Annotated in this window: 19 protein-coding genes; all 19 read left to right on the top strand. The window is 31.1% G+C overall.

Annotated features, from left to right (window positions below; genetic code table 11):
- The first annotated feature begins 9 nt into the window (after positions 1 to 9).
- The 19 genes from AC2JAQ_RS10655 (at position 10) to recA (ending at position 22,632) form a co-directional block, all read left to right on the top strand.
- Complete coding sequence (locus tag AC2JAQ_RS10655; RefSeq protein WP_488456439.1) at positions 10 to 4,359, top strand: PolC-type DNA polymerase III; 4,350 nt, start codon at positions 10 to 12, stop codon at positions 4,357 to 4,359.
- A 232-nt stretch (positions 4,360 to 4,591) separates the two neighbouring features.
- On the top strand, positions 4,592 to 5,056 hold the full coding sequence (gene rimP, locus AC2JAQ_RS10650; RefSeq protein ID WP_488456438.1) for a ribosome maturation factor RimP: 465 nt from the start codon (positions 4,592 to 4,594) through the stop codon (positions 5,054 to 5,056).
- Between the two features lie 18 nt (positions 5,057 to 5,074).
- Positions 5,075 to 6,175 carry a transcription termination factor NusA gene (nusA, locus tag AC2JAQ_RS10645; RefSeq protein WP_488456437.1) on the top strand — a complete coding sequence of 367 codons (1,101 nt, stop codon included), beginning with the start codon at positions 5,075 to 5,077 and terminating at the stop codon, positions 6,173 to 6,175.
- A gap of 27 nt (positions 6,176 to 6,202) precedes the next feature.
- Entirely contained in the window at positions 6,203 to 6,469 is a 267-nt protein-coding gene (gene rnpM / locus AC2JAQ_RS10640) for an RNase P modulator RnpM (protein ID WP_423237513.1), read from the top strand.
- Entirely contained in the window at positions 6,462 to 6,764 is a 303-nt protein-coding gene (locus tag AC2JAQ_RS10635) for a ribosomal L7Ae/L30e/S12e/Gadd45 family protein (RefSeq protein WP_488456436.1), read from the top strand. The genes rnpM and AC2JAQ_RS10635 overlap by 8 nt, the downstream gene beginning before the upstream one ends.
- Positions 6,765 to 6,793: 29 nt before the next feature.
- On the top strand, positions 6,794 to 8,833 hold the full coding sequence (gene infB / locus AC2JAQ_RS10630) for a translation initiation factor IF-2 (protein WP_488456435.1): 2,040 nt from the start codon (positions 6,794 to 6,796) through the stop codon (positions 8,831 to 8,833).
- Positions 8,834 to 8,854: 21 nt separating this feature from the next.
- A complete protein-coding gene (gene rbfA / locus AC2JAQ_RS10625; RefSeq protein ID WP_322502689.1) occupies positions 8,855 to 9,205 on the top strand; it encodes a 30S ribosome-binding factor RbfA in 351 nt (116 codons plus the stop codon).
- A 2-nt stretch (positions 9,206 to 9,207) separates the two neighbouring features.
- Positions 9,208 to 10,161 (top strand): DHH family phosphoesterase, encoded by a 954-nt coding sequence (locus tag AC2JAQ_RS10620; RefSeq protein WP_488456434.1) that lies wholly within the window; start codon positions 9,208 to 9,210, stop codon positions 10,159 to 10,161.
- Between the two features lie 3 nt (positions 10,162 to 10,164).
- Positions 10,165 to 11,049, top strand: a complete 885-nt coding sequence (truB, locus tag AC2JAQ_RS10615) for a tRNA pseudouridine(55) synthase TruB (RefSeq protein ID WP_488456433.1) — start codon at positions 10,165 to 10,167, stop codon at positions 11,047 to 11,049.
- A 3-nt stretch (positions 11,050 to 11,052) separates the two neighbouring features.
- A complete protein-coding gene (locus AC2JAQ_RS10610) occupies positions 11,053 to 11,982 on the top strand; it encodes a bifunctional riboflavin kinase/FAD synthetase (protein WP_488456432.1) in 930 nt (309 codons plus the stop codon).
- A gap of 115 nt (positions 11,983 to 12,097) precedes the next feature.
- Positions 12,098 to 12,361: a 30S ribosomal protein S15 gene (gene rpsO / locus AC2JAQ_RS10605; protein ID WP_003449423.1), complete on the top strand. Its 264-nt coding sequence runs from the start codon at positions 12,098 to 12,100 to the stop codon at positions 12,359 to 12,361.
- A gap of 91 nt (positions 12,362 to 12,452) precedes the next feature.
- Entirely contained in the window at positions 12,453 to 14,561 is a 2,109-nt protein-coding gene (locus AC2JAQ_RS10600; RefSeq protein ID WP_423237507.1) for a polyribonucleotide nucleotidyltransferase, read from the top strand.
- Positions 14,562 to 14,696: 135 nt separating this feature from the next.
- A complete protein-coding gene (locus AC2JAQ_RS10595; protein WP_488456431.1) occupies positions 14,697 to 14,972 on the top strand; it encodes a YlmC/YmxH family sporulation protein in 276 nt (91 codons plus the stop codon).
- A 13-nt stretch (positions 14,973 to 14,985) separates the two neighbouring features.
- Positions 14,986 to 16,182, top strand: a complete 1,197-nt coding sequence (gene dapG / locus AC2JAQ_RS10590) for an aspartate kinase (RefSeq protein ID WP_488456430.1) — start codon at positions 14,986 to 14,988, stop codon at positions 16,180 to 16,182.
- A 53-nt stretch (positions 16,183 to 16,235) separates the two neighbouring features.
- Positions 16,236 to 16,940, top strand: a complete 705-nt coding sequence (locus AC2JAQ_RS10585; RefSeq protein WP_488456429.1) for a ClpP family protease — start codon at positions 16,236 to 16,238, stop codon at positions 16,938 to 16,940.
- A gap of 130 nt (positions 16,941 to 17,070) precedes the next feature.
- A complete protein-coding gene (locus AC2JAQ_RS10580; protein WP_488456428.1) occupies positions 17,071 to 19,470 on the top strand; it encodes an FtsK/SpoIIIE family DNA translocase in 2,400 nt (799 codons plus the stop codon).
- Positions 19,471 to 19,538: 68 nt separating this feature from the next.
- The gene (gene rimO / locus AC2JAQ_RS10575; RefSeq protein ID WP_488456427.1) at positions 19,539 to 20,876 is read left to right on the top strand and encodes a 30S ribosomal protein S12 methylthiotransferase RimO; all 1,338 of its coding nucleotides are present in this window, start codon (positions 19,539 to 19,541) and stop codon (positions 20,874 to 20,876) included.
- On the top strand, positions 20,860 to 21,450 hold the full coding sequence (pgsA, locus tag AC2JAQ_RS10570; protein ID WP_488456426.1) for a CDP-diacylglycerol--glycerol-3-phosphate 3-phosphatidyltransferase: 591 nt from the start codon (positions 20,860 to 20,862) through the stop codon (positions 21,448 to 21,450). The genes rimO and pgsA overlap by 17 nt, the downstream gene beginning before the upstream one ends.
- A 135-nt stretch (positions 21,451 to 21,585) precedes the next feature.
- Positions 21,586 to 22,632, top strand: coding sequence for a recombinase RecA (gene recA, locus AC2JAQ_RS10565; protein ID WP_488456425.1), 1,047 nt, complete (start codon positions 21,586 to 21,588; stop codon positions 22,630 to 22,632).
- The last annotated feature ends 304 nt before the right edge of the window (positions 22,633 to 22,936 follow it).

Genomic DNA, 22,936 nt, shown 5'->3' with positions numbered 1-22,936 from the left:
GCTTAGATTTTGAGTAACGAGTTTGTTAAAAAGATTAACAGGTCTATAAGATCAGATGAAAATCTGAGCGACTTAGAGTTTGAAATAACTAAGTTTCAGTTATTAAAAAAAAGTAATACTTTGAGAACAATAATAAAAAGTAAAGAGCAATTATCAGAGGAACAGAAAAAAATAATAAAGCAATATATAAAAAAGGCTATAGGCTTTGAAATAAATATAGAACTTATGTATTACATAGATATTTCTGATATAAATCTAAAACAAGTAGTAGATCAACATTGGAATCACATTTGTGAAAAAATTATAGATAAACATCCTGTTTTAAAAAATATTTTACTTAATTCTCCTATAACAATTGAAGAGGAGAAATTAATTATAAGAAATGGATCAGAATTCTTGTGTACTTTCGTTAATAAGAAAAATATAGACAGAGAATTAAAGGGATATATAAAATCATTTTTTGGAATTAATTCTTTTATAGAGTTTAAATATGATGAATCTTTAGCTAATAAAAATTATAATGACGAAAAGATAAATGAAAACAAAGAAATAGCTAAAAAGGTTATAGAAACTATGAAGGCTCAAGTTTCCCAAGAAAAGTCTATTAAAAAGGAAAGTGTAGACAATAAATCCAAAACAGGTGGAGGAAGCAAAGGGGCATACGAAAAGAAATCATATAAGGATGAACCTAAGAATGAAAATACTATTCTTGGAAGAAATATTCAAGGTGATACTATAGATATATGTAACATAGATATGGGTTCTGGAATAGTAACTGTTGCTGGAGATGTATTTAAAACTGATATATTTGAAACTAAGACAGGTAGAATAATACTTACATTCTTTATAACAGATTATACAAGTTCAATAGCAGTTAAGTGTTTCTTAAGAGATAAGGATAAAGAACATGTATTAGAGAATGTTAAAAAAGGGCTTTATTGCAAGGTAAGGGGAGAAGCTACTATGGATCCTTATGCTAAAGAAGTAGTAATAATGGCTAGGGATATAAATAAGCTTACTAAAATAGAGCGTATGGACACAGCCGAGGAGAAAAGAGTAGAGCTTCACATGCATACGACTATGAGTTCTATGGATGCAGTAACTTCTGCTAGTAAGATAGTTGAGAGAGCAGCTAAGTTTGGACATAAGGCTGTGGCAATAACAGACCATGGAGTTGTTCAGGCTTTCCCAGATGCTCAAATCGCGGCTAAGAAAAATAATATAAAAGTTATTTATGGAGTAGAAGGATATTTAGCTGATAATGGAACACCTATAGTTATTAATGGGCATGAAGAAAGTTTTGATGATGAATATGTAGTATTTGATTTAGAGACAACAGGATTTTCTAGTAAGAATGATAAAATAATAGAAATAGGTGCTGTTAAGTTAAAAGGCGGAGAAATAATTGATTCCTTTAGTGCTTTTGTAGATCCTAAAGTTGTTATTCCATATAAAATTACAGAGCTTACAAGCATAACTCAAAATATGGTTGATGGACAGCCGACTATAGAGGAAGTTTTACCAAAGTTTATGGATTTCGTTGGGGATGCTGTTTTAGTAGCACATAATGCTGCCTTTGATGTTGGGTTTATAAAGAAAAACTTAGGTGATTTAGGAAAGGAACTTAAGAATCCTATAATGGATACTGTACCTTTAGCTAGATACCTTTATCCAGATTTAAAAAAAGTTAAATTAAATCTTGTTGCTAAGCACTTAGGTATAAGCTTAGAAAACCATCATAGAGCGGTTGATGATGCTAAGGCTACTGCAGAAATTTTAAAAGTTTCATTTGAAAAGATGAAAGAGGAAATGGATATTCATGATGTTAAGGCATTAAATGAAAAATATTTATCTAATATAGATGTAAGAAAATTACCTCTTCATCACATAATAATATTAGCAAAAAATCAAATTGGAATTAAAAACTTATATAAATTAGTATCCATGGCTCACTTAGATTATTTTGCAAGAAGACCAAGACTTCCTAAAAGTTTAATAACGGAATATAGAGAAGGTTTAATCATTGGGTCGGCTTGTGAGGCAGGTCAATTATATAAGGCGGTTTTAGAAGGAAAAACTCATGAAGAATTAAAGGAGATAGCATCATTTTATGATTATTTAGAGATTCAGCCAATACAAAATAATGAATTCCTTATAAGAAAGGGAAATGTAAAGGATGAGGAAGAGCTCAAGGAATTAAATAAAAAAATATATGATTTAGGAAAAGAAATGGATAAACCGGTAGTTGCCACATGTGACTGTCATTTCTTAGACCCTAATGATGAAGTGTTTAGAAGAATAATAATGGCTGGTCAGGGATATGGAGATGCAGATAATCAACCACCATTATACTTTAGAACAACAAATGAAATGATGAAAGAATTTGAGTATTTAGGTGAAGAAGCTTGTAAGGAAGTTGTAATAGAAAATACTCAAAAGATAGCTGATATGGTTGATGTTGTAAAACCTATACCAGATGAAACCTTCCCGCCTAAAATAGAAGGAGCAGAGGAAGAAATAAGAACTATGACTATGAATAAGGTACATAGTATATATGGAGATAATCTTCCAGAAGTTGTTCAAAAGAGACTTGATAAAGAACTTAACTCTATAATAAATAATGGATATGCCGTGCTTTATCTTATAGCTCAAAAACTAGTTGCTAAGTCTTTAGAAGATGGATACTTAGTTGGTTCAAGAGGATCCGTTGGTTCATCTTTTGTTGCAACAATGTCAGATATAACAGAGGTTAACGGATTACCACCTCATTATGTTTGCCCTAATTGTAAGAAGTCAGAGTTTTTCTTAGATGGTTCAATAAGTTCAGGAGCCGATTTACCAGATAAGAAGTGCCCAGATTGTGGAACTGATTATATTAAAGATGGTCATGATATTCCATTCGAAACATTCCTAGGTTTTGAAGGGGATAAGGAGCCTGATATCGACCTTAACTTCTCTGGAGAATATCAAGCTGTTGTACATAAGTACACAGAGGTTCTTTTTGGAAAGGGATATGTATTTAAAGCTGGAACAATAGGTACTGTAGCAGAGAAAACTGCCTATGGTTTTGTAAAAAAATATCTTCAAGAAAGAGATTTAGTAGTATCACAAGCTGAAATAGAAAGACTTACTATTGGATGTACTGGTATAAAAAGAACTAGTGGACAGCACCCAGGAGGAATCATGGTTGTTCCAAGTGATAATGAAATATATAATTTCTGTCCAATACAACATCCTGCTGATGACGTTAATACAGATATTATAACTACTCACTTTGATTATCACTCAATAAGTGGTAGACTTCTTAAGCTTGATATACTTGGACACGACGATCCTACCGTCCTTAGAATGCTTCAAGACTTAACTGGCTTAGATCCTAAGACAATACCTTTAAATGATCCTAAGGTTATAAGTTTATTTACTGCACCTGATGCTTTAGGAGTAACTAAAGAGGAGTTAGGATGTGAAGTTGGTAGTTATGGACTTCCTGAGTTCGGTACTAAATTTGTTAGACAAATGCTTGTTGATACTCAACCTAAGAGTTTTGCAGACCTTGTCAGAATATCAGGTCTTTCTCATGGTACTGACGTTTGGCTTAATAATGCACAATACTTTATTAAAGAAGGATATACGACACTGAAAGACTGTATTGCAACAAGAGATGACATCATGGTTTATCTTATGTATAAAGATCTTCCACCTAAAACTGCATTTACAATAATGGAGAAGGTAAGAAAAGGTAAGGGACTTAGTGAGGACGATGAGGCCTTAATGAGAGAAAAACAAGTACCTGATTGGTATATAGAATCTTGTAAAAGAATAAAATACATGTTCCCTAAGGGGCATGCTGTTGCATATGTCATGATGGCTGTTAGAATAGCATATTATAAAGTTTATTATCCAGAAGCTTATTACACAACATATTTTACAGTTAGAGCAGATGATTTTGATGCTGATTTAATATGTAAGGGTGAACAGGCTATAAAAGCTAAAATGGATGAATTAAATGGTTTAGGGAATAGTATATCTGTAAAAGAAAAAGGGCTTTTAACAATTTTAGAACTTTCTTATGAAATGTATAAAAGAGGTTTGAATTTCTTAAAGGTTGATTTATATAAATCAGAGGCAACTAAGTTTAAAATAGAAGAAGATGGAATAAGACCACCATTAAATGCTCTTCAAGGAGTTGGAGACAATGCGGCAAAAAGTATAGTTGAATGTAGAGTAAATGGTGAGTTTATTTCAAAAGAAGATTTAAGACTTAGATCTAAAGTTTCAAAGACTGTAATAGAAACTTTAGATAACCATGGATGCTTAGAAGGAATGCAAGAAAGTAATCAACTTAGTTTGTTTGGCTAATTTCAAAAATTTCTTGTAATATAAAATATACTATGTTACTATATAAGTAGAAGTTTTTTACTAATAGTTTGAGGTAAAGGAGTGGGACAGAAAAGCCCGCTCTTTCTATTTGTAACGCAACTTAGAAAAAAGTTGCGTTTTTGCATACCTATTATTATATAAGTTAATAGGTATTTAATTTATTGGATACAATAAAGATAAGACTTAAAACTTAATAAGGGAGGGAAGTATAATGAAAAAAGAACAACTTGTAGCTGATCTTGAAGCACTTTGTGCTCCTATAGTTAAAGAAAAGGGATATGACCTATATCATATAGAATATGTAAAAGAAAATAATGAATACTATTTAAGATTATATATAGAAAAACCAGAGGAAAGAATTTCTCTAAGAGATTGTGAAATTGTAAGTAGAGCATTAAGTGAAATGCTTGATATAGAAGATCCAATAAAAGATGCTTACTTCTTAGAAGTTTCATCACCAGGATTAAATAGAAAGTTACATAGTGATGATCATTTTAATAGATTTGTTGGAAGTGAAGTATTTGTTGGATTTAAGAGTTCTTTAAGTGGTAGAAAAAACGTAAAAGGAATTCTTAAAGATGTACAAGAAGATGAAATAGTAGTTGAATGTGAAGGGAATGATATCAAAGTTCCTAAAGATAAAATTAAGACAGCGAACCTTGAAGGGGAGATATAATTTAAGGAGGGTTTAAAAATGAACGAAGAATTTCTAGGGGCATTATCTGAAATAGTAAAAGAGAAAGGTATTTCAGTAGAGGCTTTATTAGAAACTATAGATGACGCTATAATAGCAGCTTATAAGAAAAACTTTTCAAACTCAGGAACAACTGCACAAAATGTAAAGGTAAAACGTGATGAGAAAACAGGAGAAATCCATGTTTATGCTCAAAAAGTTGTTGTTGAAGAAGTGTATGACGATGTAACAGAAATAAGTTTAGAAGATGCAAAGGCTGTTAGTGCTATTTATCAATTAGATGATATAGTAGAAATCGAAGTAACACCTAAAAACTTTGGAAGAGTTGCGGCACAACTTGCTAAGCAAATGGTTATTCAAAGAATAAAAGAATCTGAGAGAAATGTAATCTATTCAGAATTTGCAGAAAAAGAGTTTGACATATTACCTGGTACAGTAATAAGAAAAGACAAAGGTAATGTATTTGTTGATTTAGGAAAAATAGAAGGTGTTTTAGGACCAAACGAACAAATGCCTACAGAAAAGTATAACTTCAATGAAAAATTACAATTATATGTAGTTGAAGTTAAGAAAACATCTAAGGGTGCTTCAGTTTTATGTTCAAGAACACATCCAGGTTTAGTTAAAAGATTATTTGAATTAGAGGTTCCAGAAATATATGAAGGAATAGTTGAAATAAAGAGTATAGCTAGAGAAGCTGGATCAAGAACTAAAATAGCTGTTTACTCAAATGATGAAGCAGTAGATGCTATGGGAGCTTGTGTTGGACCTAAGGGTGTTAGAGTTCAAAATATAGTTGATGAGCTTAAAAATGAAAAAATTGATATAATAAAGTGGAGCAATGTTCCATCTGAATATATATCAAATGCTTTAAGTCCAGCTAAAGTTATAAACGTAGAAGCAGATGAAGAAACTAAATCAGCTAAAGTTATAGTTGATGATAGTCAGTTATCATTAGCTATAGGTAAAGAAGGACAAAATGTTAGATTAGCAGCTAAATTAACTGGTTGGAAAATAGACATAAAGAGCAAATCTAAAGCAGAAGAGTTATTAAAAGAAGAGAATATTGTTGTTGAAGAAGACATTATAATAGAAGAATAATAACTTCTAGACTTTGGAGGTGACAAAATGAAACCAAAAAAAATTCCAATGAGAATGTGTAATGGTTGCATGGAAATGAAGCCTAAAAAAGAAATGATAAGAATTGTTAAAAATGCTGAAGGTGAAGTTTCAGTAGATTTGACAGGAAAGAAGTCAGGTAGAGGGGCTTACATTTGCAAAAGTGTCGAGTGCTTAGAAAAAGCATTTAAGGCAAAAAGATTAAATAAGAATCTTCAAACCAATATTGGAGATGAAGTCTATGATAGATTGAGAGATGAGATAGTGAATGAATAAATTTCTTAATTTTTTAGGACTTACTAAAAGAGCAGGAAAACTTTTGGAAGGTTATAATAAATGTGAAGAAGAAATGAAGAGGAGTAAAATTTATCTTTTCATTTTTTCAGAAAATATTTCAAGTCGTTCAAAAGAAAAGTTTGTTAAGTACTGTGAACAGTACAACATACCATATGTTGATAATTTCTCAAAAGAGGAGTTAGGATATAGTATTGGTAGATGTGAAATCAATATACTAGGAGTAACTGATGAGAATATGGCAAATAAACTTTTGTCATATTCTAATAATAATTAGTTCATCTAAATTTTTTCGGGGGTGAATATATGTCAAAAATAAGAGTTTATGAATTGGCAAAAGAATTAAGAGTTCCAAGTAAAGTTCTTATAAATGTATTAATGGATGAGTTTGGCGTTGAGGTTAAAAACCATATGAGCGTTATAGAAGATGAAGATGCATCATTAATAAAAGAACTTTTAGCAGGTAGTGAAGGAAATAGCGAGTTAGTTGAAGAATACGAAGCTGAATTAGCTGAAGAGGTAAATAACGCTGCTAAAAAGAAAAAGAAAAGAAAGAAAAATGATGACGAAGATGATATGGATCAAGCAGTTGAAGTTATCGAGATTGGAAAGACTATAACAGTTAAGGAATTAGCTGAGAAATTAAATAAACCAGTTAATGATGTTATAAAAACTCTTATCTTCACAGGGGTAATGGCTGCTATAAACCAAGAAATCGACTTTGAAACAGCTGAAAAGGTTGCTGAAAAGTATGAAGTTGCAGTTTATGAAAAAGAAGAAGAAAATACTTTAGAAGATTTCGAAGAAGATACTGATGTAGAAGAAGAAAACTTAGCTAAGAGACCACCTATCATAACAGTTATGGGTCACGTTGACCATGGTAAAACTTCATTACTTGATGCTATAAGAAAAGCAAAAGTAACAAGTACAGAAGCTGGTGGAATAACTCAACACATAGGTGCTTACACTGTTGAAGTAAAAGGTGAAACTTTAACATTCTTAGATACACCAGGACATGAGGCATTCACAGCTATGAGAGCTAGAGGAGCTCAAATAACAGATATAGTTATCTTAGTTGTTGCGGCTGATGACGGAATAATGCCACAAACAGTAGAGGCTATAAACCACTGTAAGGCAGCTAACGTTCCTATGATAGTTGCTATAAACAAGATGGATAGAGAAGGTGCTAATCCAGATAGAGTTAAACAAGAATTAACTGAGCATGGATTAGTTGTTGAAGACTGGGGTGGAGATATAATTGCAGTACCAGTTTCAGCTAAAACTCAAGAGAACATTGATACTTTATTAGAAATGGTTCTTTTAACTTCAGAAATGCAAGAGTTAAAAGCAGATGCTAGTAGAAGAGCTAAGGGTACAGTTGTTGAAGCTAAACTTGATAAAGGTAGAGGTGCTGTAGCAACATTATTAGTTCAAAACGGTACTTTACACATGGGAGATTCAATAATAGTTGGATCAACTTATGGAAGAATAAGAGCTATGTTTGATGATGCTGGTAAGAAGATAAAATCAGCAGGACCATCAATCCCAGTTGAGATATTAGGACTTTCAGAAGTTCCTGCTGCTGGAGATAGATTTACAGTAGTTAAAGATGAAAAGACTGCTAGAAACATGGCTGAAGCTAGAAAAGAAAAGTTAAGACAAGAAAGTTTCGCAACTTCACATAGAGTTTCATTAGAAGATTTATATAGCCAAATAAAAGAAGGCTCTGTTAAAGAACTTTCAGTTATAGTTAAAGCTGATGTTCAAGGATCTGTTGAAGCTATAAAAGCATCATTAGAAAAATTATCAACTGACGATGTAAAAGTTAGAGTTATTCATGGTGCTGTTGGTGCTATAAGTGAAACTGACATAACACTAGCAGCTGCATCTAACGCTATAGTAATAGGATTTAACGTTAGACCAGATAATAATGCAGTAATAGCTTCAGAAAGAGATGGAGTTGAAGTTAAAACTTACAGAGTAATATACGATGCTATAGAAGATATTAAGTCAGCAATGATTGGTATGTTAGATCCAGAATACAGAGAAGTTGTATTAGGAACAGCTGAGATAAGAGCTACTTACAAAATTTCTAATGTTGGAACAATTGCTGGTGGATATGTATTAACTGGTAAATTAGTTAGAAATGCAGATGTGAGAGTTATAAGAGAAGGTATCGTAATATTCGAATCTAAGTTAGCATCATTAAAGAGATTTAAAGATGATGTTAAGGAAGTTAATGCTGGATATGAATGTGGATTCAGTGTAGAAAAGTTTAATGATATTAAAGAAGGCGATATCATCGAAGCATATACTATGGAAGCTATAGAAAGAAAAGAACTTTAATTTTATAAAGAGGTGATTTATATGGCTAACTTCAGAGGTAAAAGAATAAACGAAGAAGTAAGAAAAGAAGTAAGTGATATCATAAGAAATCAAATAAAAGACCCTAGACTAACAGCTATGGTAAGTGTAACTCATGTTGAGGTTACTAAGGATTTAAGATACGCTAAAGTTTTTGTTAGCCTATTCGCTAAAAATGAAGAGGAAAAAGAGGAAAGCTTAAAAGCTCTAAAGAGTTCAGCTGGTTTCATAAGAAGAGAAGTTGGAAATAGAGTTAAGCTAAGAAGTACTCCTGAAATATTATTTGAAGAAGATAATTCTATAGATAATGCAATGTACATTGAGTCATTGCTACACAAAATCAAGGAGAAATAAAAATGAGATTTCATGATGTAATATCAATTATAGATAAAAGTAAAAAGATTGGTATAACATATCATGTATCTCCAGATGGTGATGCCTTAGGTAGTGTATTAGCACTACTTCAAGGTATCAGAAGTTATGGTAAAGAAGCTTATGTTATCTCTAAAGACTTAGTCTCAGATAACCTAAGCTTTCTGCCTTATGCTGAGGAAATAACTGGAGAAGTTATAAAGCCATCAGAAGATACAGATTGTGTTATAGTTTTAGATTGTGGAAACGTTGAGAGAATTTCTGCAGACTTAAGTGAATTCAAAGGAAACATAGTAAATATAGACCATCATTTATCAAATGATAAATATGGTGTTGTTAACTATGTTGATACTGAAGCTGCAGCAACGGCTGAAATAATATTTATGTTATTAAAAGAATTAAAGATTGAGATTAATGAAGACATAGCTAAATGCTTATATACATCTTTAGTAACGGATACAGGTTCTTTTAGATATTCAAATTCTACAGAAAGAACTCATATAATAGCTGGTGAACTAGTCAACTATATAAAACATGATGAGATTCATAGAAATATATTTGATAATAAGCCTTTCGCTAAAATGAAATTAATGTCTTTAGTTTTAGGAGATATGGAGCTAGTTTGTAATAATAAAATAGTCCTTATGAGAATTACTAAAGAAATGTTGGATTCTATTGGAGAAGAAGTACAAAATAGCTCAGATGTTGTATCCTTAGGAAACCAAATAAAGGGAGTAGAAGGATGCATACTTCTTAAAGAGGTAGATGAAGGAGTAAAGGTTAGTTTCAGATCAAAAGATGCTTTAGATGTTAGAAAGATTGCAGAAAACTTTGGGGGCGGTGGTCATACAAAGGCTGCAGGAGCATTTATTAAAGGTGTAACTATGGATGAAGCTAAGAATAAAATATTAGAAATACTTACAAAAGAGATGGTGTAACATATGAATGGAGTAATTAACATATACAAAAATACGGGAATGACTTCATTTGATGTTGTAGCCATGGTAAGAAGAATTGCAAAGATGAAAAAGGTAGGGCATACAGGAACTTTAGATCCAGCGGCTTCTGGAGTTTTACCTGTTTGTCTTGGGAAAGCCACAAAGATTATAGATTATATAATGGAAAATAAAAAAGTCTATAGAGTGAATTTAAAGCTTGGAATGATTACTGATACTTACGATTTAGAAGGAGAAGTTTTAAAGGAGAAGGATGCTTCGCACATAACAAAGGATGAAATATTAGAATGTATAAATTCTTTTGTAGGAACAATAGATCAAGTTCCACCTATGTATTCTGCTTTAAAACAAAATGGAGTAAGATTATATGAATTAGCACGCCAAGGAATAGAAGTTCATAGAGAGGCTAGAAAAATTACTATTTATTCTATTGAAAACATAAAAATAGAATCAAATGATAATATACAGATGGATGTTTGTTGTTCTAAGGGAACATATATAAGAAGTCTTTGCTATGATATTGGAGAAAAATTAAATGTTGGAGCAACAATGACTGCCCTAGAAAGAATACAAAATGGTCCGTTTACAAAGGAAAAAGCCATAAATATAGAGGATTTAACAGAAGAACTTTTAGAAAAACATCTTATTTCTATAGAGGATGCTTTAGATTCTTTTGAAAAAATTATTGTAAATGAGAAATTCAGTAAACTTTTAAGAAATGGTGTTAAAGTATTTGACAGCAGAATGTATAGTGAGGAAATTCAATTTGATAAGCTATACAGGGTATATGAAGATAACGGAGTCTTCTTAGGATTAGGAAAAAGGGATGAAAAAGGATTTAAATTAGAGAAATTGCTGATAGAGGAGTAGTCAATGATTTTAATAAACAATGATTTTAATAGAGTGATTCAAAAAAGTACCTATATAGCATTAGGTAGTTTTGATGGAATTCATAAAGGTCATTTAGCTTTAATAAACAAAAGTATTGAGTTATCTAAGAATAATGATGCATTAAGTATGGTCTATACCTTTAAAAATCATCCAAGGACTTTTATAAATAAGGAGAGTGCTCCAAAACTTATAGTGACTTTAAGTGAAAAAATAAAAATTCTTGAAGATTTAAAAGTTGATTTAAGTAGTTTTGTTGAATTTGACAAAAAGTTTATGAAGTTAGAGCCTGAAGAGTTTATAGACAATCTTATAAAGAACTATAATGTAAAGGGAATAGTTGTAGGTTTTAATTATAGATTCGGTCATAAGAATAAGGGGGATGTTAGATTGCTTAAGGAATTATGTAATCTAAAAGGAATAGAACTTTGTGTTATAGAGCCATTTACATATAAATCAGAAGTAGTTAGTTCAACAAGAATAAGAAAAGCTTTATCAGAAGGTGAGTTAGAGGATGCTAATAATATGTTAGGCAGATATTTTTCTTTAAGTGGTGAAGTGGTAAGTGGAAAGAAGATAGGGAGAACAATAAATTTTCCAACTGCTAATTTGAAAACTGCTGAAAAAATCATACTTCCTAAAATAGGAGTTTATTATACTAATGTAGAGATTCATGGAGAAATTTATAAAGGTATAACATCTGTAGGGAATAATCCTACGGTAAATGGTAAGAATATTACAGTAGAAACTCACATACTAAATTTTGATGAAGATATATATGGAAAGAATATAAAACTTTACTTTATCAATAAAATAAGAAATGAAAAGAAATTTAATTCTTTGGAAGAATTAAAAGAACAGTTGATTAAGGATAAAAAATTCGCAGAAAAAAGTAACATAAAAATTTCTTTGTAATAAAGATTTACAAGAAAAGCGAGTTTTGATATAATCATATAGAACCTAACTCTAAGATTTAAGGGTAACCGTCTTTTTTCTTGGAACTAGGGGATAATTTTTCGGAGGTGTAACAATGGATAAAATAAGAAAACAAGAAATAATAGCTAAGCATGCAAGACACGAAGGAGACACTGGTTCACCAGAGGTTCAAATCGCGTTATTAACAGAGAGAATAAACTCTTTAACTGATCACTTAAGAACACACAAAAAAGACCACCACTCAAGAAGAGGTCTTTTAATGATGGTTGGACAAAGAAGAGGTTTATTAAACTACTTATATGAGCAAGATATCGAAAGATACAGAGCTATAATCAAAGAATTAGGATTAAGAAGATAATTTAGTAGAGCGGGTTTTTTACCGCTCTATTATTTTAAAAATATTAATATTGTAAAAATTTAGTCTTTATATACCGAAAGGAGGTATTTATATGAATCATACACATGAAACTGTTATAGCAGGAAGACCAATGAAAGTTGAGTTCGGAAAATTAGGAATGCTTTCAGATGCTGCTATACTAATGAGTTATGGTGATACAGTAATATTAACAAATGTAAATGCATCAGAAAAACCAAGAGAGGGAATAGACTTTTTCCCACTAAGTGTTGAATATGAGGAAAGATTATATTCAGTTGGTAAAATACCAGGTGGATTTATAAAAAGAGAAGGAAAGCCTTCAGAAAAAGCTATACTAAATGGTAGAGCTATAGACAGACCTTTAAGACCTTTATTCCCAAAAGGATATAGAAATGATGTTCAAGTAGTATGTACAGTTGTTTCAGTAGAAAATGATAACCTTCCTGAAATATTAGCTATAAATGCTGCGTCAATGGCATTATGTTTATCAAGCATACCTTTTAATACTCCAGTAGCTGCAGTTCAAGTAGGATTAATAGGAGATGAATTCATATTAAACCCTACATCAAAGGAAAGAGAAGAAAGCTCACTTCAATTAACTGTTTGTGCAACTAAGGACAGAGTTATGATGATTGAAGCTGGTGGAGATGAAATCCCAGAAGAAACAATGATTAACGCTATCAAATTTGGTTTTGATAAGTGTCAAGATATAATAAAATTCCAAGAAGAAGCTGTAAGTATGTTTGGTAAAGAGAAAAAAGTGCCAGAACTACATAAAGTACCAGCAGAAATAGAGGAAGCTGTAAGAGAATTCGCATTTGATATGATTAGTGAATCAATGCACATTACTGATAGAGATGAAAGAAATGCTGCTATGGATGATGTTAAAGCTAAAATAAATGCTGAATTTGAAGAAAAATATCCAGATAATATGTCTGATATTGGAGAAGCTGTTTACGACATGCAAAAAGAAGTTGTAAGACATATGCTTTTAAAAGAAGGTAAGAGACCAGATGGAAGAGCTTTCGATCAGGTTAGAAATATAGGTTGTGAAGTTGGAATACTTCCAAGAACACATGGAACAGGAGTATTTACAAGAGGACTTACTCAAGTAATGACTGTTGCAACTTTAGGTTCAATAAGTGAAATTCAAATATTAGATGGTATTGGTGAAGAAGAATCTAAGAGATACATGCATCACTATAACTTCCCAGCATACAGTGTAGGAGAAGTAAGACCATTAAGAGGACCAGGTAGAAGAGAAATAGGTCATGGAGCTTTAGCTGAGAGAGCTTTAGAACCACTTATACCTTCAGAAGCTGAGTTCCCATATACAATAAGATTAGTATCAGAAGTATTAAGTTCAAATGGATCTACTTCACAGGCTTCAGTTTGTGGTAGTACATTAGCTCTTCTAGATGCAGGTGTTCCAATTAAGAGACCAGCAGCTGGTATAGCTATGGGATTAATAACTTCAAAAGATTTAACTGAGGAAGAAGTTATAACTGATATCCAAGGTTTAGAAGATTTCTTTGGAGACATGGACTTTAAAGTGGCTGGAACTGAAGAAGGAATAACTTCAATACAAGTTGATACTAAGATAGCAGGCCTTTCAGAGAAAGTTATACACGATGCTATTTACGGAGCAAGAAAAGCAAGATTAATGATCTTAGATAAGATTAAAGAATGTATACCAGCTCCTAGAGAAGAGGTTTCAAAATATGCACCTAAGACATCAACTTTACAAATAGATCCTGAAAAAATAAGAGATGTAATTGGTGCTGGTGGAAAAGTTATAAATAAAATAATAGCAGATACTGGTGTTAAGATAGACATAAAAGAAGATGGATTAGTTTATGTTTCATCATCTGAAACAGAGGGTGTTAAAGAAGCTATAAAAATAATCGAAGGTTTAACTAAAGAAGTTAAGGCTGGAGAAATTTACTTAGGTAAAGTTACAAAGATTGCCCAATTTGGTGCTTTTGTTGAAGTGTTACCTAATAAAGAAGGTTTAGTACACATTTCTAAGTTAGATGCTAAGAGAGTAGAAAAAGTTGAAGATGTAGTATCTGTTGGAGATGAAATTTTAGTCAAGGTAACAGAAATAGATTCTCAAGGTAGAATAAATCTTTCAAGAAAAGATGCAATAAAAGAAGCTGAAGAAGAAAATAAACAGCAATAGTAAAAGGCAATTATTATTGCCTTTTTATTTTTTTCATTATTCATAAAGCTTACCTCTTTTAAGAGTAATTTGACATATATTTGTTTATAGTAACATATTATTTATTGTTTTAATAAATAAGTGGAGGTATGCTTTATGAGTAATAATGTTAAATATTTGAGCGAAATAGAAAGATATGAAATTATAAATATAAATGATGGCGAAAAATATAGCGGACTTATAAACAATGATGTTATTATAGATGAAGAAGGAAATCTAAAATATTTAATAGTAAATTTAGGTGGTGGAAAGTTTAATCTTTTTAACTCAGATGAATATTTGGAAATTGAGTGGGAAAATGTAAAAAGAATAGGCGCTAAAACCATAATATTAGATGTAGACAGTGATATGATAAAAAAAACAAAACTATAGGAGCGTGGGGATTTTGAAAATAGTAGTACAAAAATTTGGGGGTACTTCTGTATCAACTAAAGAAAGAAGAACTATGGTTGTAGAAAAAGTAAGAGAGGCAATAAATAAAGGATACGTACCAGTGGTTGTTGTATCTGCTATGGGTAGAAAAGGGGAGCCTTATGCAACTGACACGCTTTTAGGGCTAGTGTCAGAAGAGTTTAAGAAAGAAAATAAGTTAGCTACAGATTTACTTATGGGATGTGGAGAAATCATAAGTACTGTTGTTATGAGTAATGAATTAAAAAATGCTAATATAGATGCAGTTCCTTTAACAGGAGGAAATGCAGGAATACTTACAGATGATAATTATTCAAGTGCAGATTTTATAGATATAAATCCTAAATTAATATTAGAAGTTATCAAGGAAGGAAAAGTTCCTGTTGTTGCTGGATTCCAAGGTGTTGATAGAAATGGTTTCTTGACTACTTTAGGAAGAGGGGGAAGTGATACCACAGCAGCTGTTTTAGGAGTAGCATTAAAGGCTGAAGAGGTTGAAATATATACAGATGTTGATGGAATAATGACTGCTGACCCAAGAATAGTTGGAGAGGCTGAGCTTATAAACAAAATAAGCTATAATGAAGTATTCCAATTAGCAGACCAAGGGGCTAAAGTTATCCACCCAAGAGCTATAGAAATAGCTATGAAAGGTAACGTTGCTTTAGTAATAAAGAACACTATGAGTTCTTGTGAAGGTACAGTAATAGACAATTTAGGTGATATAAATAATAATAAGTTTATAACAGGAATAACTCATCAAGAAAATAGAATACAAGTTTCTATAAAAGCTGATGAAAATGAAAATAATAATAATTATAAGACTGTTTTAGAAAGTCTTGCAAATAATAAAATAAGCTTAGATTTAATAAATATTTTCCCTAAAGAAAAGGTATTTACAATAGATTCAAATGTTAAGGAACTATTTGAAGATATTATGAAAAAAAGTAATTTAAAGTACAGTTTAGTAGAAGATTTAAGTACAATAGCTATAGTTGGATCAAGAATGAAGGGACTTCCAGGGGTTATGGCAAAAATAGTAGGAGCCTTAGATAAGGAGAACATAGAAGTTTTACAAACAGCAGATTCACATATGACAATATGGTGTCTTGTTGAAAGCAAAAATGTAAAAGAGGCTATAAAAGCACTTCATAGAGCTTTTATGAAATAATGTATATAAATTTCCTTTCTGTATAAAATAACAATAGTACAGGAGGGAGATAAATGGAACATAATAAAGAAAATGAGAATAGTAATAATAAAAATAAGAGTATAGAAGAAATAAAAGAAATTGGAGCAGTTATGCCCGAGAATAAAAAAGAAGATTCTAATATACAGGTATTAACTATAATTGGGCAGATAGAAGGTCATAGTGTTCAGCCACCACAAACTAAAACAACTAAGTATGAACACATGATTCCTCAATTAATTGATTTAGAGCAAAATGATAAAGTAAAAGGAATACTATTTGTTTTAAATACTGTTGGAGGAGATGTGGAAGCTGGTTTAGCTATTGCTGAGATGATAAGAAGTCTAAAAAAACCAACAGTGTCTTTAGTTATTGGAGGAGGACATTCCATAGGGGTTCCTTTAGCAACAGCATCACAATATTCTTTTATTTCGCCATCAGCAACAATGATAATACACCCTATAAGAATGAATGGCCTTGTAATAGGTGTTCCTCAAACATTTAAATATTTCAATAAAATGCAAGAGCGAATAAATGAATTTATAATAAGAACTTCAGGTATAAAATTAGAGATACTTAAAGAAATGATGATGCAGACTGATGAGCTTTTAAATGATATGGGCACAATATTAGTTGGCGAAGAGGCTGTTCAGTGTGGATTAATAAACGAAGTTGGCGGTGTTAAAGAAGCCTTAGATAAGTTAAATAGCTTAATAGAAGCTTATAATGTAGAACCATAGAATTTCTATGGTTCTATTTATGTAATATAAAAATATTTTGACAATTTATACTCTTTTATGTATATAATATTTTTTGGTACAAGTATTTTACCATTTTAAAATTAAAATAGGTGAGGTGATTTAGTTAAGTATGGCTGGGGGAAAAAAGAAAACCGCAACTAAGACTGGAAAAAAGAAAAATCAAAGCCAAATAAAAGTTACAGAAGAAATATATGCTTTAGTAGCTATATGTGTTTCGTTAATAGTTATGTTTAGTTTATATACTGATAAAGCAGGATATTTAAGTGTTATATCAAGAACTTTACTAATAGGTTTTTTTGGGATTGGAGCTTTTTTTATTCCAATTTACATAATATATTTATGTACAAAGCTTTTCTTATTTAAAAGAGAAGTATTGTTTTCTAGAGTTGGGTTAGGAATAACTATAGCATTAATAACCACTGTGTTGCTTATTCAGACAGTAAATATAAATGATTATTATGTCCAAGGTAATTTATGGGGATCTATAAAAACCATATGGAATTCAGCAAGTGGATGGCATGGAGGTATAGTTGGATTTTTAATAGTATTACCTTTATATAAATTAGTAGGTAAAATAGGACTTTTTGTTATTTTTATAACTCTATATCTTATATCTTCAATGCTTATATTTGATTATAATTTAGTTTCAATAAGAAATTTCTTTGGTGGAGTTAAGGAGAAAGCTTCTAAAGTGAAACTTGTTGATAAAAAGTATGAGAAGGATGACTATATCAATTTAAAGAAAAAGGATGGTTCTTCTAAAGATAATAAGGAAATTAATAAGAAAAATTTAGAAGATGATAAGTCAGAAGGAAATAATAAAATAAAGATATTAGATTTTATGAAGAATTCGTCATTAAATGATATTAAGGATGAAGAAAATGAAAGTAATGCAAAGGCAAAGGATGATATTAAAATAAATCAATTCAAGCAAGAGTCTAAAATGCCTAGAGATTTAAGTTTAGATAATACAATAATAGAACAAAGAAGATTTAATTCAGATAATAATAATGAAGAAGCCATAGGAGAAGAAATATCAAATAATATATCAAGTAAAAATCCACCAGTAGGAGCTAGTTATGTTGCCCCCAATGCGGATTTATTAAATTTTAATAATAATAATGAATTAGATAAGGATGACAAAAAAGCATTGTTAGCTAATGCGGCTAAACTAGAAGAAACTCTTATGAGTTTTGGAGTAGAAGCTAAAATACTTCAGGTAACAAAGGGGCCATCTGTTACTAGGTTTGAGCTTCAACCTAAGGCAGGGATAAAGGTTAGTAAAATAGTTAACTTAGCTGATGATATAGCTTTAGGATTAGCGGCTAAAGGGGTAAGAATAGAAGCACCTATTCCAGGAAAGGCTGCTATAGGTATTGAGGTGCCTAATAAAGAACAAACACCAGTATTTTTTAGAGAAATTGTAGAATCAAAAGAATTTATAGATAATAAGTTTAAGGTTGCATGTGCATTAGGAAAAGACATTACAGGTAAGGCTGTCGTTACAGATTTAAGTAAGATGCCTCACGTACTTATTGCAGGGGCAACTGGGTCTGGTAAGAGTGTATGTATAAATACTTTAATAGTAAGTATACTATATAAATATTCTCCAGATGAGGTTAAGCTTTTAATGGTAGACCCTAAGGTTGTTGAATTAAATGTTTATAATGGAATTCCACATTTATTAATTCCAGTTGTTACAGATCCTAAGAAGGCAGCAGCTGCATTAAACTGGGCTGTAAATGAAATGACTAGAAGATATAAGCTTTTTGCTGATAATGGAGTAAGAAATATAGAATCATATAATGCTTTATTTACTAGGGGAGAGGTACCTGAGAAGCTTCCTTATATAGTTATAATTGTAGATGAGCTTGCTGATCTTATGATGGCATGCCCTCACGATGTGGAAGATTATATATGTAGATTAGCACAAATGGCTAGAGCGGCTGGAATGCATTTAGTAATAGCTACTCAAAGGCCATCTGTAGATGTAATTACAGGAGTAATTAAAGCAAATATACCATCTAGAATATCATTCGCAGTTTCAAGCCAAATCGACTCAAGAACAATATTAGACTCAGCAGGAGCAGAAAAACTTTTAGGTAGAGGAGATATGTTATTCTATCCGGTTGGAGAATCTAAACCTCAGAGGGTTCAGGGAGCCTTTATTTCAGAAGAAGAGGTTGAACATGTTGTATCTTTTATTAAAGAATCACAAAAAGATACTCAATATGAAGAGGACATATTAGAACATATAAATTCGGCATCAGTTGGTTCTGAAGGAAATAGTGATGGAGATAGAGATGAGCTTTTAGATGAAGCTATAGGAATTGTAGTTGAGAGTGGGCAAGCATCAGCTTCTTATTTACAAAGAAGATTAAGAATAGGATTTAACAGGGCGGCAAGAATAATAGAAGAACTAGAAGAATGTGGTGTTATTTCTAGAAGAGATGGAAGTAAGCCAAGACAAATTTTAATTAGCAAAGATGAATTAGAAAATATGAAATAAAAACTTGTTTAATTTTAAAAAGAGTTTTAAAATAAGAAATATATATTTAAACGTAGGAGGAAGTAGATTTGGCGAAATATAAGGTAGGAATGGTGAGTTTAGGTTGTGATAAGAATAGAGTAGACTCAGAAATCATGCTTGGGATGGTTCAAAATGAGTATGAACTTACAAATAACCCAAAGGAAGCGGATATAATAATAGTAAACACTTGTGGGTTTATTGAAAAGGCTAAACAAGAATCCATAAACACAATATTAGATATGGCAAAATACAAAACAAGTCACAACTGTAAGTTACTTATAGCTACAGGCTGCTTAACTCAAAGATATGGTGATGAATTATTAGAATTAATGCCAGAAATAGATATAATGTTAGGTGTTAATGATTATGCTAAAATAAATGAAGCCATAATGAACTTTATAAATGGAAATAGTAATAAGGTTACAGCAACAAATTATAGTGATATATCAATTAATGAAGGTTTAAGATTGATAACAACTGATAAAGCAACTGCATATTTAAGAATTGCAGAAGGATGTAATAACTTCTGTACTTACTGTATTATTCCTAAAATAAGAGGTAAGTTTAGAAGTAGAGCTTTAGAAAACATAATTGATGAAGCAAAAAAATTAGCTGAAGGTGGAGTAAAAGAGTTAATATTAATAGCTCAAGATACAACTAATTATGGTATAGATATATATGGTGAAAAGAAGCTTCACTTAGTTTTAAAAGAGTTAGCTAAAATAGAAGGAATAGAATGGATAAGAGTTCTTTATTGCTATCCAGAGGCAATATATGATGAACTTATTCAAGAGATAGCTACAAATGATAAAGTTTGTAATTATCTTGATTTACCTATACAACAGATAAGCAATAATGTCTTAAAGAGAATGGGGAGAAAAACAACAAAAGAAGAAATAATAGGTAAAATTAATGCTTTAAGAGAAAACATACCTAATATAGTTTTAAGAACTTCTTTAATAGTTGGATTTCCAGGAGAGTCTGAAGAAGACTTTAATGAATTAAAAGAGTTTATAAAAACAATAAAATTAGATAAGGTTGGAGTTTTCACTTATTCAAGAGAAGAAGGAACACCAGCTGCTATAATGGAAGATCAAATAGATGAAGATGTTAAAAAAGCTAGAGAAGAAGAAATAATGTTACTTCAAAAGGAAGTATCAGAAGAAATAAATAAGAATAAAGTAGGAAGAGAATACGATGTTCTTATTGAGAGATTTAATGGGGAATACTATATAGGAAGAAGTTACGAAATGGCTCCAGATATAGATGGAAATGTTTTTGTAAAAGGAAATGGAGCTAAAAAAGACCAATTCTGTAAAGTTAAAATTGAAAAGGCCTTAGAATATGATTTGGTAGGAGTTGTATGCAATGAATCTTGCAAATAAATTAACTTTGATTAGAATAATTTTAGTTCCCGTATTTTTAGTATTTATAGCCTTTCAAAACTTACCATATGGAAGCATAATAGCAACACTTATATTCATAATAGCATCTGTAACAGATCAACTAGACGGGTATATTGCAAGATCTAGAAATCAAGTAACTAATTTTGGTAAGTTTATGGATCCTTTAGCTGATAAACTTTTAGTGACAGCGGCACTTATATCTTTGGTAGAATTGCAATTAGTACCAGCATGGGCTGCCATTGTAATAATAGCTAGAGAGTTTGCTGTTTCTGGTTTAAGAACTATCGCGGCATCAGAGGGACTGGTTATAGCTGCTAGTTGGTGGGGAAAAATTAAGACTGTAATTCAAATAATTGCAATAGTACTTTTATTATTACAAGTAAACATAATTAATTCTCCAGGAATTAAAGAATTAGTAGTAGGAAATAGTTTCTTGAAAAACTTCTTTATATATGTTCCGGATATATTCCTATATTTAGCTGTTGCGATAACAATAATTTCTGGAATAGATTACTTTAGAAAAAATAAAAATGTTATAAATACTTACAAATAATGATTTAAAAGTGAAAAAATGGTCAATTATTAAGGCATGAAGTTCTTTTTAGAGCTTCATGTTAATATTGACTTTTTTTTTGTATATATTATAATATTAATAGAACTTATGTTCGGTTATTTAAGGAGGTTAAGTATGGCAAATATAGATAAAGATAAATTAAAAGCTATTGAGATGGCTATGGGTCAAATAGAGAAACAATTCGGAAAAGGATCAGTAATGAAACTTGGAGAGCAAGGTGCTCCTCAAATGGATGCTGTTTCAACTGGCTGTTTAGACCTTGATATAGCCTTAGGAATTGGTGGGGTACCAAAAGGAAGAATTATCGAGATATATGGACCAGAGAGTTCAGGTAAAACAACAGTGGCTTTACATGTAGTAGCAGAGGCTCAAAAACTAGGGGGGGCAGCAGCGTATATAGATGCTGAGCATGCTTTAGACCCTGTTTATGCAAGAAGATTAGGTGTTAATATAGATGATTTAGTTGTTTCACAACCAGATACAGGAGAACAGGCTTTAGAGATAACAGAAGCTTTAGTTAGATCAGGAGCTATAGATGTTTTGGTTGTTGACTCAGTTGCTGCCTTAGTACCAAGAGCTGAGATTGAAGGAGAAATGGGAGACTCTCATGTTGGACTTCAAGCTAGATTGATGTCTCAAGCTTTAAGAAAGTTAACGGGAACAATAAATAAATCAAACTGTGTAGTAATATTTATAAACCAATTAAGAGAAAAAGTTGGTGTAATGTTCGGAAATCCAGAAACAACACCAGGTGGTAGAGCTTTAAAATTCTATGCATCAGTTAGAATGGATATAAGAAGAATTGATTCAATAAAACAAGGTGACGGAATAACTGGTAATAGAACAAGAGTTAAGGTTGTTAAAAATAAGGTTGCTCCTCCATTTAAACAAGCTGAATTTGATATAATGTATAATGAAGGTATCTCAAAAGAAGGTAACATAGTAGACGTTGGAGTTAAAGAAAACATAGTGCAAAAGAGTGGTGCTTGGTTCTCATATGGAGATATAAGACTAGGCCAAGGTAGAGAAAATGCTAAGCAATATCTAAAAGAAAATCCATCAGTTGCATTAGATATAGAAAATCAAATAAGAGAAAAGTATGATTTACCTTTAGCTAAGGCTGTAGAAGCAGTAAATGTTGAAGAAACTATTGAGAGCTAATGAAAAAGATAAGGATTTTTCCTTATCTTTTTTTTTACGCAATTTATGAATTTATATTATTAAAAACATAAAAATTTAGGTGTTTATGAATATGTTAACATTAATTAAAAGTTTCTACATTTTAAGGAAGTTAAAAAGTTATGAAAGCTCATTATATCTAGGTTAAGATAAGAATAATTTTTGCTTTTTAGCATATAATATACGCAAGGCGTAACCTTGACATAAACATAAAATTACTATACAATAATAACAAATACTGGTTTATCATATTCAAAAAATTACAGTGAGAATAGTATGGCACCTT

Source organism: Clostridium sp. LIBA-8553 (genome assembly GCF_057782465.1).
The sequence above is the reverse complement of the archived record's forward strand: the minus strand, read 5'-3'. Positions and strand labels throughout refer to the sequence as shown.

What these genes read in the sequence shown, in the direction of transcription:
- rimP (WP_488456438.1), top strand. Translation starts at nt 4,592, where the DNA reads ATGAAAAAAGAACAACTTGTAGCTGATCTTGAAGCACTTTGTGCTCCT.
- nusA (WP_488456437.1), top strand. Translation starts at nt 5,075, where the DNA reads ATGAACGAAGAATTTCTAGGGGCATTATCTGAAATAGTAAAAGAGAAA.
- rnpM (WP_423237513.1), top strand. Translation starts at nt 6,203, where the DNA reads ATGAAACCAAAAAAAATTCCAATGAGAATGTGTAATGGTTGCATGGAA.
- AC2JAQ_RS10635 (WP_488456436.1), top strand. Translation starts at nt 6,462, where the DNA reads ATGAATAAATTTCTTAATTTTTTAGGACTTACTAAAAGAGCAGGAAAA.
- infB (WP_488456435.1), top strand. Translation starts at nt 6,794, where the DNA reads ATGTCAAAAATAAGAGTTTATGAATTGGCAAAAGAATTAAGAGTTCCA.
- rbfA (WP_322502689.1), top strand. Translation starts at nt 8,855, where the DNA reads ATGGCTAACTTCAGAGGTAAAAGAATAAACGAAGAAGTAAGAAAAGAA.
- AC2JAQ_RS10620 (WP_488456434.1), top strand. Translation starts at nt 9,208, where the DNA reads ATGAGATTTCATGATGTAATATCAATTATAGATAAAAGTAAAAAGATT.
- truB (WP_488456433.1), top strand. Translation starts at nt 10,165, where the DNA reads ATGAATGGAGTAATTAACATATACAAAAATACGGGAATGACTTCATTT.
- AC2JAQ_RS10610 (WP_488456432.1), top strand. Translation starts at nt 11,053, where the DNA reads ATGATTTTAATAAACAATGATTTTAATAGAGTGATTCAAAAAAGTACC.
- rpsO (WP_003449423.1), top strand. Translation starts at nt 12,098, where the DNA reads ATGGATAAAATAAGAAAACAAGAAATAATAGCTAAGCATGCAAGACAC.
- AC2JAQ_RS10600 (WP_423237507.1), top strand. Translation starts at nt 12,453, where the DNA reads ATGAATCATACACATGAAACTGTTATAGCAGGAAGACCAATGAAAGTT.
- AC2JAQ_RS10595 (WP_488456431.1), top strand. Translation starts at nt 14,697, where the DNA reads ATGAGTAATAATGTTAAATATTTGAGCGAAATAGAAAGATATGAAATT.
- AC2JAQ_RS10585 (WP_488456429.1), top strand. Translation starts at nt 16,236, where the DNA reads ATGGAACATAATAAAGAAAATGAGAATAGTAATAATAAAAATAAGAGT.
- AC2JAQ_RS10580 (WP_488456428.1), top strand. Translation starts at nt 17,071, where the DNA reads ATGGCTGGGGGAAAAAAGAAAACCGCAACTAAGACTGGAAAAAAGAAA.
- pgsA (WP_488456426.1), top strand. Translation starts at nt 20,860, where the DNA reads ATGAATCTTGCAAATAAATTAACTTTGATTAGAATAATTTTAGTTCCC.
- recA (WP_488456425.1), top strand. Translation starts at nt 21,586, where the DNA reads ATGGCAAATATAGATAAAGATAAATTAAAAGCTATTGAGATGGCTATG.